This window comes from Pseudomonas sp. P5_B2, assembly GCF_056400445.1.
In genome coordinates this window covers 1-13,996 of the sequence record NZ_JBFULH010000027.1, presented here as the reverse complement: position 1 = coordinate 13,996, position 13,996 = coordinate 1, and the positions used below count along the sequence as shown (strand labels likewise).

Annotated in this window: 13 protein-coding genes; 6 read left to right on the top strand and 7 right to left on the bottom strand. The window is 58.5% G+C overall.

Annotation, left to right across the window (positions count from 1 at the left end):
- Positions 1-131 precede the first annotated feature (131 nt).
- The 4 genes from AC1DRJ_RS05370 to AC1DRJ_RS05355 form a co-directional block, all read right to left on the bottom strand.
- Entirely contained in the window at positions 132-1,016 is an 885-nt protein-coding gene (locus AC1DRJ_RS05370; protein WP_477801177.1) for an ABC transporter permease subunit, read from the bottom strand.
- Positions 1,013-1,894, bottom strand: coding sequence for an ABC transporter permease subunit (locus AC1DRJ_RS05365; protein ID WP_477801215.1), 882 nt, complete (start codon positions 1,892-1,894; stop codon positions 1,013-1,015). The genes AC1DRJ_RS05370 and AC1DRJ_RS05365 overlap by 4 nt, the downstream gene beginning before the upstream one ends.
- A gap of 29 nt (positions 1,895-1,923) precedes the next feature.
- A complete protein-coding gene (gene potA / locus AC1DRJ_RS05360; protein ID WP_477801176.1) occupies positions 1,924-3,066 on the bottom strand; it encodes a polyamine ABC transporter ATP-binding protein in 1,143 nt (380 codons plus the stop codon).
- Positions 3,067-3,404: 338 nt separating this feature from the next.
- Complete coding sequence (locus AC1DRJ_RS05355) at positions 3,405-4,166, bottom strand: gamma-glutamyl-gamma-aminobutyrate hydrolase family protein (protein ID WP_477801175.1); 762 nt, start codon at positions 4,164-4,166, stop codon at positions 3,405-3,407.
- Positions 4,167-4,450: 284 nt separating this feature from the next.
- Here AC1DRJ_RS05355 and AC1DRJ_RS05350 point away from each other — a divergent pair, with 284 nt between their 5' ends.
- From AC1DRJ_RS05350 to AC1DRJ_RS05330, 5 genes are all read left to right on the top strand, one after another.
- Complete coding sequence (locus AC1DRJ_RS05350) at positions 4,451-5,827, top strand: glutamine synthetase family protein (RefSeq protein ID WP_477801174.1); 1,377 nt, start codon at positions 4,451-4,453, stop codon at positions 5,825-5,827.
- A 201-nt stretch (positions 5,828-6,028) separates the two neighbouring features.
- On the top strand, positions 6,029-7,519 hold the full coding sequence (locus tag AC1DRJ_RS05345; RefSeq protein ID WP_477801173.1) for an aldehyde dehydrogenase: 1,491 nt from the start codon (positions 6,029-6,031) through the stop codon (positions 7,517-7,519).
- A 69-nt stretch (positions 7,520-7,588) separates the two neighbouring features.
- The gene (locus AC1DRJ_RS05340; RefSeq protein WP_477801214.1) at positions 7,589-8,872 is read left to right on the top strand and encodes an NAD(P)/FAD-dependent oxidoreductase; all 1,284 of its coding nucleotides are present in this window, start codon (positions 7,589-7,591) and stop codon (positions 8,870-8,872) included.
- Positions 8,873-9,308: 436 nt separating this feature from the next.
- Positions 9,309-9,857, top strand: a complete 549-nt coding sequence (locus AC1DRJ_RS05335) for a cupin domain-containing protein (RefSeq protein ID WP_046027697.1) — start codon at positions 9,309-9,311, stop codon at positions 9,855-9,857.
- A gap of 114 nt (positions 9,858-9,971) precedes the next feature.
- Complete coding sequence (locus AC1DRJ_RS05330; RefSeq protein ID WP_477801172.1) at positions 9,972-10,418, top strand: NUDIX hydrolase; 447 nt, start codon at positions 9,972-9,974, stop codon at positions 10,416-10,418.
- Between the two features lie 439 nt (positions 10,419-10,857).
- On the opposite strand, the gene AC1DRJ_RS05325 is transcribed toward AC1DRJ_RS05330, so the two are convergent.
- From AC1DRJ_RS05325 to AC1DRJ_RS05315, 3 genes are all read right to left on the bottom strand, one after another.
- Positions 10,858-11,127, bottom strand: coding sequence for a type II toxin-antitoxin system RelE/ParE family toxin (locus AC1DRJ_RS05325; protein WP_083376335.1), 270 nt, complete (start codon positions 11,125-11,127; stop codon positions 10,858-10,860).
- Positions 11,117-11,308, bottom strand: a complete 192-nt coding sequence (gene relB / locus AC1DRJ_RS05320) for a type II toxin-antitoxin system RelB family antitoxin (protein WP_452625678.1) — start codon at positions 11,306-11,308, stop codon at positions 11,117-11,119. The genes AC1DRJ_RS05325 and relB overlap by 11 nt, the downstream gene beginning before the upstream one ends.
- Positions 11,309-11,412: 104 nt before the next feature.
- Positions 11,413-12,657, bottom strand: coding sequence for a phage tail sheath subtilisin-like domain-containing protein (locus AC1DRJ_RS05315; protein ID WP_477801171.1), 1,245 nt, complete (start codon positions 12,655-12,657; stop codon positions 11,413-11,415).
- On the opposite strand from AC1DRJ_RS05315, the gene AC1DRJ_RS05310 reads away from it, so the two are divergent.
- Positions 12,610-13,356 carry a dihydrofolate reductase family protein gene (locus AC1DRJ_RS05310; protein WP_477801170.1) on the top strand — a complete coding sequence of 249 codons (747 nt, stop codon included), beginning with the start codon at positions 12,610-12,612 and terminating at the stop codon, positions 13,354-13,356. The two genes, AC1DRJ_RS05315 and AC1DRJ_RS05310, sit on opposite strands and share 48 nt — an antisense overlap.
- The last annotated feature ends 640 nt before the right edge of the window (positions 13,357-13,996 follow it).

Genomic DNA, 13,996 nt, shown 5'->3' with positions numbered 1-13,996 from the left:
GAGCGACCCCAAAACCTATTACAGCGGTGTATCAGTTACACCGCATTTTCTGGTTTTACGACTGCTTCGCAGCCGAACGGAGCGGTGCGGCGTTCCGACAAGCCCCCTCGCCACAAGGAGCAAGCCAAGCCTTAAGCCGTTGCTCCAGCCATCTGCTTGTTCGGTTGTTGCCACGATTCACTGGCGGTCTGGTCCATCGCTTCCTGGATCGCACGCTTGCGGGTGGCTTCGGCGCGGCGGCTGAAATACCAGACCATGAAAGTCACGATCGATACCGCCAACAAGATCAGGCTGGCCACGGCGTTGATCTCGGGTTTAACCCCCAGACGCACAGCCGAGAACACTTCCATCGGCAAGGTCGTCGACCCCGGCCCAGACACGAAGCTCGCCAACACTAGGTCATCCAGCGACAGGGCAAACGACATCATGCCGCCGGCCGCCAACGATGGCGCGATCATCGGAATGGTGATCAGGAAAAACACCTTGAATGGCTTCGCCCCAAGATCCATGGCCGCTTCTTCGATGGACAGGTCCAGCTCACGCAAGCGAGCGGAAACCACCACTGCCACATACGCGGCACAGAACGTCGTGTGGGCGATCCAGATGGTGATGATCCCGCGTTCCATCGGCCAGCCGATCATCTGCGCCATGGCCACGAACAACAGCAATAACGACAGACCGGTGATCACTTCCGGCATCACCAACGGCGCCGTCACCAAGCCGCCAAACAGTGTGCGACCCTTGAAGCGAGTAACGCGAGTCAGCACAAACGCCGCCAACGTCCCCAGCGCAACCGCTGCCACCGCCGTGTAGCAGGCGATTTCCAGTGAGCGCACCACCGAGCCCATCAGTTGCGTGTTGTCGTGCAAGCCGGCGTACCACTTGAACGACCAACCGCCCCACACGGTCACCAGTTTCGAGGCGTTGAACGAGTAGATCACCAGGATCAGCATCGGCAAGTAGATAAACGACAAGCCGAAAATCAGCATGAACTTTGAAAATCCGAAGCGTTTCATCCCCGTGCCTCCATTTCTTTGGCCTGGCTGCGGTTAAACAGCAGAATCGGCACAATCAGGATCAACAGCATCACCACCGCCAGGGCAGACGCCACCGGCCAGTCGCGGTTGTTGAAGAACTCTTGCCACAGCACCCGACCGATCATCAGAGTCTCTGGACCACCCAGCAGCTCCGGAATCACGAACTCACCGACCACTGGAATAAACACCAGCATGCAGCCTGCAATGATGCCGTTCTTGGCCAGCGGCACGGTGATTTTCCAGAAGTTGTTGAAGTTGCTCGAACCCAGATCCGAAGCCGCTTCCAGCAGGCTTTGATCGTGCTTGACCAGGTTGGCGTACAGCGGCAACACCATAAACGGCAGATACGCGTAAACAACCCCTATGTACACGGCCGTGTTGGTGTTGAGGATCTCGATGGGGTGGTCGGTGAGCCCGGTCCACATCAAAAATCCGTTGAGCAATCCGTTGTTGCTGAGGATGCCCATCCACGCATACACGCGGATCAGGATCGCGGTCCAGGTCGGCATCATGATCAACAGCATCAGGACGTTTTGCGTTTCCTTGTTGGCCTTGGTAATGGCGTAGGCCATCGGGAAACCGACTACCAGGCACATCAGCGTGCTGAACAACGCGACCTTCAACGAGCCGAGGTAGGCCGAGAGGTACAGTTCATCGTCGGTCAACAACAGGTAGTTGCCGACGTTCAAAAACAGCTGAAACTTCTGTTCGGCGTAGGTGTAAATCTCCGAATAAGGAGGAATGGCCAGCGCCGCTTCCGAGAAGCTGATCTTCATCACCAGGAAGAACGGCAACAGGAAAAACAGGCACAGCCACAGGAAGGGAACCCCGATGACGAGCTTTCGACCACTCGGCATCAGCCGCATGAACTGCTGATTGARKGTTYTCATGAGCGCAGTACCACGCCGCTGTCGTCTTCCCACCACACGTAGACGGTGTCGTCCCAGGTCGGGCGCGCGCCACGGCGTTCGGCGTTGGCCATGAACGATTGCACGACTTTGCCGCTTGGCAGTTCGACGTAGAACACCGAGTGACCACCGAGGTAGGCGATGTCATGCACTTTGCCTTGGGACCAGTTGTAGCGGTTCTCGGGCTTGACCGTGCTGACCAGCATTTTTTCCGGGCGAATCGCGTAGGTGATCGACTTGTCCTGCACTGAGGTGCTGACGCCGTGACCGACGTAAATCTTCTGTTCCAGGTCCGGGCTGTGGATGATCGCGTGACCTTCAAGGTCTTCCACTACCGTGCCGTCGAAGGCGTTCACGTTGCCGATGAACTCGCAGACCATGCGGCTGACCGGTGCTTCGTAGATGTCGACCGGGCTGCCGATTTGCGCGATCCAGCCCAGGTGCATGATCGCGATGCGCTGGGCCATGGTCATGGCCTCTTCCTGGTCGTGGGTCACCATCACGCACGTCACGCCGACGCGCTCGATGATCTCGACCAACTCAAGCTGCATCTGCGAGCGCAGCTTTTTATCCAGCGCGCCCATCGGTTCGTCGAGCAGCAACAGCTTCGGACGCTTGGCCAGGGAGCGGGCGAGGGCCACGCGCTGACGCTGACCGCCGGACAGTTGATGCGGCTTGCGCCTGGCGTATTGGGTCATGTGCACCAGGCGCAGCATTTCTTCAACGCGGGCGTCGATTTCGCTGGCAGGAAAACGGTCCTGCTTGAGGCCAAAGGCAATGTTCTGCGCCACGGTCATGTGCGGGAACAAGGCGTACGACTGGAACATCATGTTGATCGGCCGCTCGTACGGCGGCATGTCGGTGATGTCCACGCCGTCGAGGAAAATCCGGCCCTCGGTCGGGCGTTCGAACCCTGCGAGCATGCGCAGCAGGGTCGATTTACCAGAACCGGAACCGCCGAGCAGGGCGAAGATCTCGCCTTGATGAATCTCAAGCGAGACATCGTCTACTGCGCAGGTTTCGTCGAACTTCTTGGTGACGCGGTCGACCTTCAACAACACCTTCTTCGATGTCTGGTGACCTTCAAGAGCCTTCCTGTAAGTGCTGGAGGCGTTTGCCATGTGAAACTCCCAACAGGTTTCAGTCGTCGGGCCAACGCGGCCTGACTTAATAGTTGTTTGCAAACCCGAGCCGGGTGCCAGTGAACTCGTTTGCAATCCCTTGTGGGAGCGAACCCATGTGGCGAGGGGGCTTGCCCCCTCGCCACACAAGCCCCCTCCCACAGGGGTATTGCGTTTAGCTCACCGGCATCGCCCGACTTGGGTTTATTCGGCGCCGCCGTCCTGGCTGCCTGGTCGTACTTGTTGTTATTGCAGTGTGTTGCTGTCGCGAGGGGCGGGCGCGCAAAGGCACGCCCGTCTGGCTCGCGGGGGCAGTAATCGGTTGTTTGTGTATTAAGTCAGCGGGTTTTACGCAGCGCGGCCCGTCGCCGGCACGCATCACCGAACGCCTGGAAAATACTCAAGTAAGGAGGATTCGATAGCACCTGCCATTCCGGGTGCCATTGCACGCCGACGGCAAACGTTGGGCTGTGCTCGACGGAAATCGCTTCGATCAAACCATCAGGTGCGATGGCTTCGGCACGCAGGCCAGGAGCGAGTCTTTCGATGCCCTGACTGTGAATCGAATTGACCATGAACTCCGCCGGCAACTCCAGGGCTTCGAACACGCCGCCCGGTTGCACAGTCACCGCATGTGCCGGTGCGTATTGCACCGCCAGCTCCGGACTGTCCGCTTCGCGGTGGTCCAGCATGCCGGGTAATTCGTGGACCTTCTGGTGCAGGCTGCCACCAAACGCCACGTTCATTTCCTGAAAGCCCCGGCAGATGCCGAGTACCGGCACGCCGGCCGCAATGGCCGCACGTAATAAAGGAAGGGTCGTGGCGTCCCGTGCCGGATCGTGATCCGTGCCGGGAGCGCTGTCCGGGCCTTGATAGTGGAAAGGTTCCACATTCGAGGGGGAGCCGGTCAGCAGCAGACCGTCGAGATGCGCGAGCACATCGTCGATTTCAGTCAATTCGCCTAAGGAAGGTATGACCACAGGCAGCCCCAAGGCCGCGACGCTGACAGCACGCAAGTACTTGTCGCCGCTGACGTGGTAGGGGTGCAGGCCAATCTGTTTGACGCATGCCGTAACGCCGATCAATGGCTTGAATGCCATTTTTATCACCTCGAAGTTTCACACTTGAACGAGCTTTTCCGGAGCTTAGCCTTGTTGATTTTAATTAACAACTCTCATGTAAAAAATTCTAAACGCCGCACAGCTGATCTTCCGTGTTTATGTGGCGCTCAAGACAAAATTGGCACTCTCGTCCCCCTTAAAGGCCCAAAAATAAAGGTTGAAGGCCCGGGTGTTCGCTATTGACTTCACTTTGCCGTTCGGGTTGACTGGGTTCGCAACAAGGTAGTGAACATAATAATTAACAGCTAAAAAATAGGTGCATCATGTCGGTCCCTCTGCGTGCCGTTCAACTCAACGAAGCAAACGCATTCCTTAAGAAATATCCTGAGGTTTTGTACGTCGACCTTCTGATTGCGGATATGAACGGCGTGGTGCGCGGCAAGCGCATCGAACGCACCAGTCTTCATAAGGTCTACGAAAAAGGCATTAACCTGCCGGCGTCTCTGTTTGCTCTGGACATCAACGGTTCCACGGTGGAAAGCACCGGCCTGGGCCTGGACATCGGCGACTCTGACCGGATCTGCTTTCCGATCCCTAATACGCTCAGCATCGAGCCATGGCAGAAGCGCCCGACCGCGCAACTGTTAATGACCATGCACGAACTAGAAGGCCAACCGTTCTTTGCTGACCCTCGCGAAGTGCTGCGTCAGGTGGTGAGCAAGTTCGATGCAATGGGCCTGACCATCTGCGCCGCGTTCGAACTCGAGTTCTACCTGATCGACCAGGACAACGTGAACGGTCGTCCGCAATCACCCCGTTCGCCGGTATCGGGCAAGCGTCCGATGTCGACCCAGGTGTACCTGATCGACGACCTCGACGAATACGTCGATTGCCTGCAAGACATCCTCGAAGGCGCGAAAGAGCAGGGCATTCCTGCCGACGCCATCGTCAAGGAAAGCGCCCCGGCGCAGTTCGAAGTCAACCTGCATCACGTCAATGACCCGATCAAGGCCTGCGACTACGCGGTGTTGCTCAAGCGTCTGGTGAAGAACATCGCCTACGACCACGAGATGGACACCACGTTTATGGCCAAGCCGTATCCGGGTCAGGCGGGCAACGGTTTGCACGTGCACATTTCGATTCTCGACAAAGAAGGCAACAACATCTTTGCCAGCGAGGATCCCGAGCAGAACGCCGCGCTGCGACACGCGATCGGCGGTGTGCTCGAGACCCTGCCGGCGCAGATGGCGTTCCTCTGCCCGAACGTCAACTCGTACCGTCGTTTCGGCGCGCAGTTCTACGTGCCGAACTCGCCAAGCTGGGGCATCGACAACCGCACCGTCGCCGTGCGAGTGCCGACCGGTTCGCCGGACGCGGTGCGCATCGAGCACCGTGTAGCCGGTGCCGACGCCAACCCGTACCTGTTGATGGCTTCGGTTTTGGCGGGTATTCACCACGGCCTGACGAATCAGATCGAACCGGGTGCCCCGGTGGAAGGCAACAGCTACGAGCAGAACGAGCAGAGCCTGCCGAACAACCTGCGCGACGCCCTGCGCGAGCTGGACGACAGCGAAGTCATGGCCAAATACATCGACCCGCTGTACATCGACGTGTTCGTGGCGTGCAAGGAAAGCGAGCTGGCCGAGTTCGAGAACTCCATCTCCGACCTTGAGTACAACTGGTACTTGCACACCGTCTGATGGACCTGATGGTGTACGCATTTCTCCGCATACACCACCAATCAAATGTGGGAGCGGGCTTGCTCGCGAAGACGGCGGCACAGTCAACATTGATGTTGTCTGACACACCGCTTTCGCCGGCAAGCCGGTCTCGCTTCCACAGGGGATTGCATTTCAAGTTTTATCTGACGACTACTTATTCCTCTGCGTCGAGTCACAACCATGACAAACACTCGCAGCGACTGGGAACAACGCTTCCAGTCCCTCACCATCGAAGCCCGTGCATTCATCGACGGCCAGTACTGCCCGGCACTCAGCGGTGACACCTTTGAATGCATGAGCCCGGTCGACGGCCGTTTCCTGGCCAACGTCGCCAGCACCGACGAAGCCGACGCCAATGCAGCCGTCGCCGTCGCACGCCGCACGTTCGAATCCGGGATCTGGGCCAACCTCGCCCCGGCGCAGCGCAAGCGCATCCTGATTCGTTTCGCCGACCTGATCCTGGCCAACCAGGAAGAACTGGCCCTGCTCGAAACCCTCGACATGGGCAAGCCGATCAACGACTCGATGAACATCGACATTCCAGCGACCGCCAACGCGATCCGCTGGAGCGCCGAAGCCATCGACAAGATCTATGACGAAGTCGCCGCCACGCCGCATGACCAACTCGGCCTCATCACCCGCGAACCTGCGGGCGTGGTTGCCGCCATCGTGCCGTGGAACTTCCCGTTGATCATGGCCAGCTGGAAGTTCGCCCCGGCACTGGCCGCCGGCAACTCGTTCATCCTCAAGCCATCGGAAAAGTCGCCACTCACAGCCATTCGCATTGCGCAGTTGGCCCTGGACRCAGGCATCCCGAAAGGCGTGTTCAACGTCCTTCCGGGCTACGGCCACACCGTCGGCAAGGCGCTGGCGTTGCACATGGACGTCGATGTGCTGGCCTTCACCGGCTCGACCGCGATTGCCAAGCAACTGATGATTTACGCCGGGCAAAGCAACATGAAACGCGTCTGGCTCGAAGCCGGCGGCAAGAGCCCGAACGTGGTGTTCGCCGACGCGCCGGATTTGCGCGCGGCAGCCCAAGCGGCGGCCGGTGCGATTGCCTTCAACCAAGGCGAAGTCTGCACTGCCGGGTCACGGTTGCTGGTGGAACGTTCGATTCGCGAACAGTTCATTCCGCTGCTGGTGGAAGCGCTGCAAGCATGGAAACCGGGACACGCACTGGACCCGGCAACCACCGTCGGGGCGGTCGTCGATCAGCGTCAACTGGACAACGTGTTGCGCTACATCCAGATCGGCAAAGACCAGGGCGCACAACTGATCGCCGGTGGCAGCCGCACCCTCGAAAGCACCGGCGGCCTGTACGTGGAGCCAGCGATTTTCGACGGTGTGACCAACGCCATGACCATCGCCCGTGAAGAAATCTTCGGCCCGGTGCTGTCGCTGATCACCTTCGATACCGCTGAAGAAGCCTTGGCCATCGCCAACGACAGCATCTTCGGCCTGGCCGCCGGCGTCTGGACCAGCAACCTGAGCAAGGCCCACACCTTCGCTCGCGGCTTGCGCGCCGGCAGCGTCTGGGTCAACCAGTACGATGGCGGCGACATGACCGCGCCATTCGGCGGGTACAAGCAGTCGGGTAACGGTCGGGACAAATCGCTGCACGCGTTCGACAAATACACCGAGCTCAAAGCGACCTGGATCAAGCTCTAATACCTAAAAAAAAGCGACGGTCGCCGGCACTGCCGGTGGCCATCGGAGAAAGCTATGAAACAAGATTCTGTGAAACAAACCCACGTAAACAGCTACTACGCCGCGACCCGCAACTTCACCGGTGATTTCCCGGTGCTCGAACAAGCGGTGGACTGCGACGTCTGCATCATCGGCGCCGGCTACACCGGCTTGTCCTCGGCCCTGTTCCTTGCTGAAGCGGGCTACAGCGTGACAGTCCTCGAAGCCGCCAAAGTCGGATTCGGCGCCAGCGGTCGCAACGGCGGCCAACTGGTCAACTCCTACAGCCGCGACGTCGATGTCATCGAAGAACGCTACGGCGACAAAACCGCCGAAGTTCTCGGCAGCATGATCTTCGAAGGCGCCGACATCATCCGTCAGCGCATACAACACTACGACATCCAGTGCGATTACCGTCCGGGCGGCATCTTTGCGGCGCTGAACAAGAAGCAGCTCAAAGGCCTGGCCGAGCAGAAAAGCAGCTGGGAACGCTACGGCAACAAGAACCTGAAAATGCTCGACGCGGCGGACATCCAGCGCGAAGTCGGTTGCGACAACTACGTCGGCGGCCTGCTCGATATGCAGGGCGGCCACATCCATCCACTGAACCTGGCCCTCGGCGAAGCCTCGGCCATCATCGGCCTGGGCGGCAAAATCTACGAACAATCGGCGGCGGTGGAAATCACCTACGGCGAACCGATCACTGTGCGCACCGCCAAAGGCGTGGTCCGCGCCAAATACCTGCTGATCGCCGGTAACGCCTACCTGCCACAGGGCCTCGACAATCGGGTGACCAGCAAGAGCATGCCGTGCGGCTCGCAAATCGTCGTCACCGAACCGTTGTCGGAAAAGGTTGCGCGCAGCCTGATCAAAAACAACTACTGCGTTGAAGACTGCAACTACCTGCTCGACTACTACCGCCTTACCGCCGACAACCGCCTGCTGTACGGCGGCGGCGTGGTTTATGGCGCGCGGGAACCGGACGACATCGAACAACTGATCAAGCCGAAAATCCTCAAGACCTTCCCGCAACTCAAGGACGTGAAGATCGACTACCGCTGGACCGGCAATTTCCTGCTGACCATGTCGCGCATGCCGCAATTCGGCCGCATAGAGAAGAACGCCTATTACATGCAAGGCTACAGCGGCCACGGCGTCACCTGCTCGCACCTGGCCGGCAAACTGATCTCGGAAATGATCCGCGGCGACGCCGAACGCTTCGATGCGTTCGCTTCGCTCCCGCACATGCCGATGATCGGCGGCCGCACCTTCCAGGCCCCGCTCACCGCTATGGGCGCCGCGTATTACGCGCTGCGGGATCGGTTCGGGATCTAAGCGCCGATATAGTCTCGGCTCACACCACCGATCAAAATGTGGGAGTGGGCTTGCTCGCGAAGGGGCCATGTCAGCCGCCAGCAATGTCGCCTGACACTCCGCCATCGCGAGCAGGCTCACTCCCACAGGGGATTGGCGGTGTACACAAGCTCAGCCACACCACGGAACAAATGTGGGAGTGAGCCTGCTCGCGACGACGCCAAATCAGCCGCCCTCAATGCCACCTGACACCCCAAAACTCACATCGCTAAAAGGTCTGCCATGAGCACCTTCAGCTTTTTCACTAACCACTTATCGAACCTGCTGAGCATCACCCCCAAACGTGATTTAATACCCGCCTTTCATATTTCCGGGACAGGGAAGCGGTACTCTCGCGGCCACAAGTCGCCCGCCATCCACCCCCATAACCCTTAAGTATTTCTCGCATAAGGCTGTCATGGACACGGGCTCACGACTCAAATTAGTACGCGAAAGCTACAAAATGTCCCAGCGCGAGCTGGCCCGGCGTAGCGGCGTCACCAATGCCACCATCTCCCTGATCGAACAGAATCGCGTCAGTCCCTCCGTCAGCTCCCTGAAAAAACTGCTCGAAGGCATCCCCATGTCTCTGGCGGACTTCTTCACTTTCGACCAACCGCCGCGTGAGCATCAATACGTGTTCCGCGCCAACGAACAGCCGGATCTCGGCCGTCATGGCCTGCGGTTGCTGCTGATTGGCGCTTCGGTGCCGAGCCGGCAGATGCGCTTGTTGCGCGAGCAATACGCGCCTGGGGCGAGTTCCGGGGAAGAGCCGATTGTGCATTCGGAAGGTGAGGAGTGTGGGCTCGTAACTCGGGGGACGGTTGAGTTGACGGTGGATGGGCAGATCAGTGTGCTGAATGCTGGCGACGGCTATTACTTCCCGACAACACTGCCGCACAAGTTTCGCAACATTGGCCAGGATGAAGCGGAAATCATCAGTGCCAACACTCCAGCAAACTTCTAATCTCAAAACGGACGCAATCCTGTAGCAGCTGCCGAAGGCTGCGTCCGCATCCAACACCCATGCTGAATGGAAGCAGCTGTCTCAGCGTTTTTAACAGAAAATGGACTTCTCCTCATGACCATACACCGCATCCGCCCGCTCGCACTCTGCATCTTCCATCACGATGGCAAGATTCTGCTCAGCGAAGCCCAAGACCCGATAAAAAACCGCCCATTCTTCCGTCCGGTCGGTGGCGGTATAGAGTTTGGCGAAACCAGTGCCGACGCCATTGCGCGTGAAGTTCAGGAAGAACTCGGTTTGGCCATCACCGATGTTCGCTTGCTCGGTACGCTTGAAAACATCTTTACGTATGCCGGCAGGCCAGGACACGAAATTGTGCAGGTTTACGATGCGAAGTTTGTGGATGCGAGCATCTATGAGTTATCGCGTTTGGACGGTAAGGAAAGCGATGGCGCAACCTTCACTGCGAAGTGGCTTGCGTGGAAAGGCTTTACTGACGAAGCGCCGTTGGTTCCTGATGGATTGTATGAGTTGCTGAGGACATCAGCGCTGCTGGACTAACGCTTGCCACCCACGAACTCTGGATAAATCAGCGTCGGGCTGTTTTCTGATAGCTCTGTCACCATTGTGGTCATCGTATTTAGGGTCTTTGTTTTTGGTCTGAAAAGGTGACAGTCTGTACGCAGGGTGTCCTCGGGCAAGTCGGATTGCAAAGCTACTCCCACGACTCCTTTCCCTGCGTGCAGTTGCCATCACTTTTCCATCCCTGCACGGTTCCATTCAAAGGGAGCCATGCGACGTTCAGCGTCATACCTCTTCGCCGGTGACCCACCCGGTATCGCCTACCAAAACCTCACCCCCAAAAACACCAGGTCACTGCACGCCCGGCAAGATTTCAAGGCGGGTGCGGGCGCGCTGCAACACGCCCGGAACATGTCGGACGCGTCCTAGATGGTTGGAAAACTTGCGCAGGGACCCAGCAATCAGACCTGATTGGGAGTCAGGGGTATTCCTGCCGGGCATGCAAAACGGTCACGATCTCGATTCGATCTGTCACCCGGTAGACCACCAGGTAATTGGGGTGCACAACAATTTCCCGCGTGCCGGGCACACGACCAAATCGATAAAGGTAGGGATGTTGCGGCAAGGCCGTAGTAGCAGCCTCAATGGCCTGGTACAGCTCGCTGGCCGCTACAACGTGACGATCGCCAATATAATCAAGGATTTGCCAGAGTTCAGCCCGCGCTTCGGGCCGCCACTCAACCAGCATCGCGCTTATTGCGCTTGGATTCGATCAGGGCTCGCATATCAGCCATCACCTGATCGTGAGGGACATTTGGGCGTGGATCATCGAGCGACGCCTGCACTTTGGCACGGAACCAACGGTCGTAGCTGGCGGCCTGTTCTTCGGTTTCGAACTCGGAAACGATGGGGGAAAGTTCGGCGCTCATAGTGACCTCCGTGATCAATAGCTAGCAGTCTAATCGGTCTGTGGCTTGCTGTCGTGGCTGTAGGGATGAAGTGCACCTCTGCAAGCCCCAAGCGCTCAATCTCTCTACCAGACGACAGCCACCACACTAAACCGCTCGCTTCCGACAGCCAACCCTAAAAGAATGTCGGACGTTTGGTCGACGAATTGCAGGGCGCTGTAGCGGATGGATTCGTCGACGACGTCTTTGGTGCGGCGCACGTTTTCGAAGTTGCGCATGTGGGTGACGCTGGGCCAGGCCGCGGTGCGGTTGCCCCATAGGCGCAGGCCGGTGCCGTATGAACTGAAGACGGTGGTGATGCCGTTTTCGTTGAGCAGGTTGACCTCGCTGTTGGTGTCGTCGATGCGTGCAGTGAGTGGCCGTTCCAGGCCGAGGACGCCCACTAGTGGTTGGTTGGAACTGCTCCACCAGTAGCCGTGGTCGTTGTCGACTTTGGCGCGCAGGCCGGCGGCGCGGATTGAGAGCGGTTGCAGGCGCTCGCCCATGGCGGCGTCGTAGACTTTGACGTGCGGGTAGCACAGGCGGACCCGGTCGCTGCTGGTGTTGAAGTTAATGGCGCCGGCCGGGCCGCGCCCGGCCAGCACTTGTTGCACGGTGGCGCCGATGGGGGCATCGACGTAGGCGACGCCGCCGACTTGGCCGGCGGCGATGGTCAGGTCGGCGGTGACGGCCTTCAGGGTGCTGAAGCCTGGGGCGATGAATATTTTGGGGAAGAAGCCCAACTGGTTGTAGCTGTCTTGAAAGGCCTTTAACCCTGTACGCCTTCCCGCGAGGGTGATGCCGCCGATGATGTCGGCCTGGGTGACTTGGCTGGGGTCGGCGTAGGTGTAGTCGACCTTGATTTGGGCGTTGGCGGCGATGCTGCCGGTGGTCAGGCGCCGGACGTGGCCGGTGAGTAAATTGGCGTCGTAGTCGGTGCCTTGCCGGTGGGTGGTCTTGCCGTCGTCGGACTTGATGAGCAGTGTTTGCAGCGCGCCGTGTGCCAGCTGCAACAGGCCGTTGTCGGCGAATTGCTGGGGTTGGTCGGTGACGGTGGCGCTGTGAACGGCCGGGTCGAGTACGTTGACGACCAGCACGGTGCCGGCGCCGAAATCGTAGATGCCCTGCAATGCTTCGGGGATGCTGAAGCCGTGTTGGTGCGTGCCGAATTGGGCGGCGTGGGTGTCGTTCAGGCACAGGGTTAGCTCATTGACGGGGCCAATGGGTGCGGTGCCGACCAGGGCGATGACGGCCGATTTGACGACCCGAATGGGGCGCGGGCCGTGTTCAACTTCGGTGGTTTCGATGCCGTGCAGGTAGTTGGCGGGCATGGGGTTTATTCCTTGTCTGGTTTTTGTGAGGCGACAGCGGATTTGTTGGCCGGCTTTGTGTGGACCATTTCTCTTGACGGATACGGAGCGGGTCCGGACCAGGACCTGAATAATCCGCTCGGCGTGGGCGGGACAGATTTGCACCAGTGGTTAATCCCGACACGCACGTTTCAACGGACCCTGTTTGGCGCCGACGGTGGCACAACGGGGGTCGATGACGACTTCGCTGCGCGGGGCTTCAAAAATGTTGGCGCCTGGATTCTCGGAAGAAACATGTTCGGACCGATTCGCGGTTCCTGGCCTGACATGAACTGGAAAGGCTGGTGGGGCGACAGCCCGCCCTATCACGTTCCAACGTTCATCTTGACTCATCACGCGCGCCCGCCCATCCAGATGGAAGGCGCAACGACGTTCTACTTCGTCACGGGCGGTATTCACGAGGCGCTTGACCGGGCGCGCGACGCAGCCAACGGCATGGATGTGCGCATTGGCGGCGGACCTGACACTATCCGGCAATATCTTCGTGCAGGCCTCATCGATGAGCTGCACATCGCTATCTCGCCGATCCTGCTAGGCAGGGGAGAGCGACTGTTCGAGGGGGTTGACGTGCGCGCTCTGGGATACGAATGCGTTCAGTTCGTTGCGTCGCAGAAAGCCACCCATGTTGTACTCCGACGCCAAGGGCACCCTGACAGCTGAAACGCCATCACCGCTCGTCCGCCTCGTTGCACGATTTCATCCGCCATTCTTCCAATGTTGTGTTATCCCAACACTCAGGAAGAATCAAAATGATGAATCCAAAAATTGTGGTCCTGACGCTCGCAGCGATTCTGTCGGGCAGTTCGCTGTACGCCGTCGCAGCGGACACAACACCGGCTGGGACCTCTACCGATAGTAAGACCGAGACTCGAGATCCCGCACCAAAACCCACTAATGCTGATCCTGATGCGGCTTCGCTTCCCAAAGGCGCAGACGGCGGGACGACCGATAACGGCCCGGCAGCGGCTGGCACCAAGGCGAGTGGGCCGCAGGGTAGTAGCAGTAGTAGTGGCGGAAGTTAGTTTTTTGGTTGAGCCAGTGCGGCTATTAGTGGGTCGGTTGAAAAAGATGCCTGTGTCGTGAGATATGGGCATTTTTTGAGAAGAAAAAAAATGATAAATTTATTTAAATAATAAGATCGGTCACCTTTATTTATCTTTTTATCACTGAGATGTTATTAAATTCAGTTAGCCTATTTGGTTTATTCAAATCGTTTTCTTTCGATCTGTGGTTTTATTATTGTCCAAATTTTAGTTCCGCAAGTGTTGGGGTGGTGGGGGTCGTAGACTCCTTATAAAAG

Bases quoted from the DNA above. Each gene is read 5' to 3' on its own strand.
- AC1DRJ_RS05370 (WP_477801177.1), bottom strand. From the start codon at position 1,016: ATGAAACGCTTCGGATTTTCAAAGTTCATGCTGATTTTCGGCTTGTCG.
- AC1DRJ_RS05365 (WP_477801215.1), bottom strand. From the start codon at position 1,894: ATGCCGAGTGGTCGAAAGCTCGTCATCGGGGTTCCCTTCCTGTGGCTG.
- potA (WP_477801176.1), bottom strand. From the start codon at position 3,066: ATGGCAAACGCCTCCAGCACTTACAGGAAGGCTCTTGAAGGTCACCAG.
- AC1DRJ_RS05355 (WP_477801175.1), bottom strand. From the start codon at position 4,166: ATGGCATTCAAGCCATTGATCGGCGTTACGGCATGCGTCAAACAGATT.
- AC1DRJ_RS05350 (WP_477801174.1), top strand. From the start codon at position 4,451: ATGTCGGTCCCTCTGCGTGCCGTTCAACTCAACGAAGCAAACGCATTC.
- AC1DRJ_RS05335 (WP_046027697.1), top strand. From the start codon at position 9,309: ATGGACACGGGCTCACGACTCAAATTAGTACGCGAAAGCTACAAAATG.
- AC1DRJ_RS05330 (WP_477801172.1), top strand. From the start codon at position 9,972: ATGACCATACACCGCATCCGCCCGCTCGCACTCTGCATCTTCCATCAC.
- AC1DRJ_RS05325 (WP_083376335.1), bottom strand. From the start codon at position 11,127: ATGCTGGTTGAGTGGCGGCCCGAAGCGCGGGCTGAACTCTGGCAAATC.
- relB (WP_452625678.1), bottom strand. From the start codon at position 11,308: ATGAGCGCCGAACTTTCCCCCATCGTTTCCGAGTTCGAAACCGAAGAA.
- AC1DRJ_RS05315 (WP_477801171.1), bottom strand. From the start codon at position 12,657: ATGCCCGCCAACTACCTGCACGGCATCGAAACCACCGAAGTTGAACAC.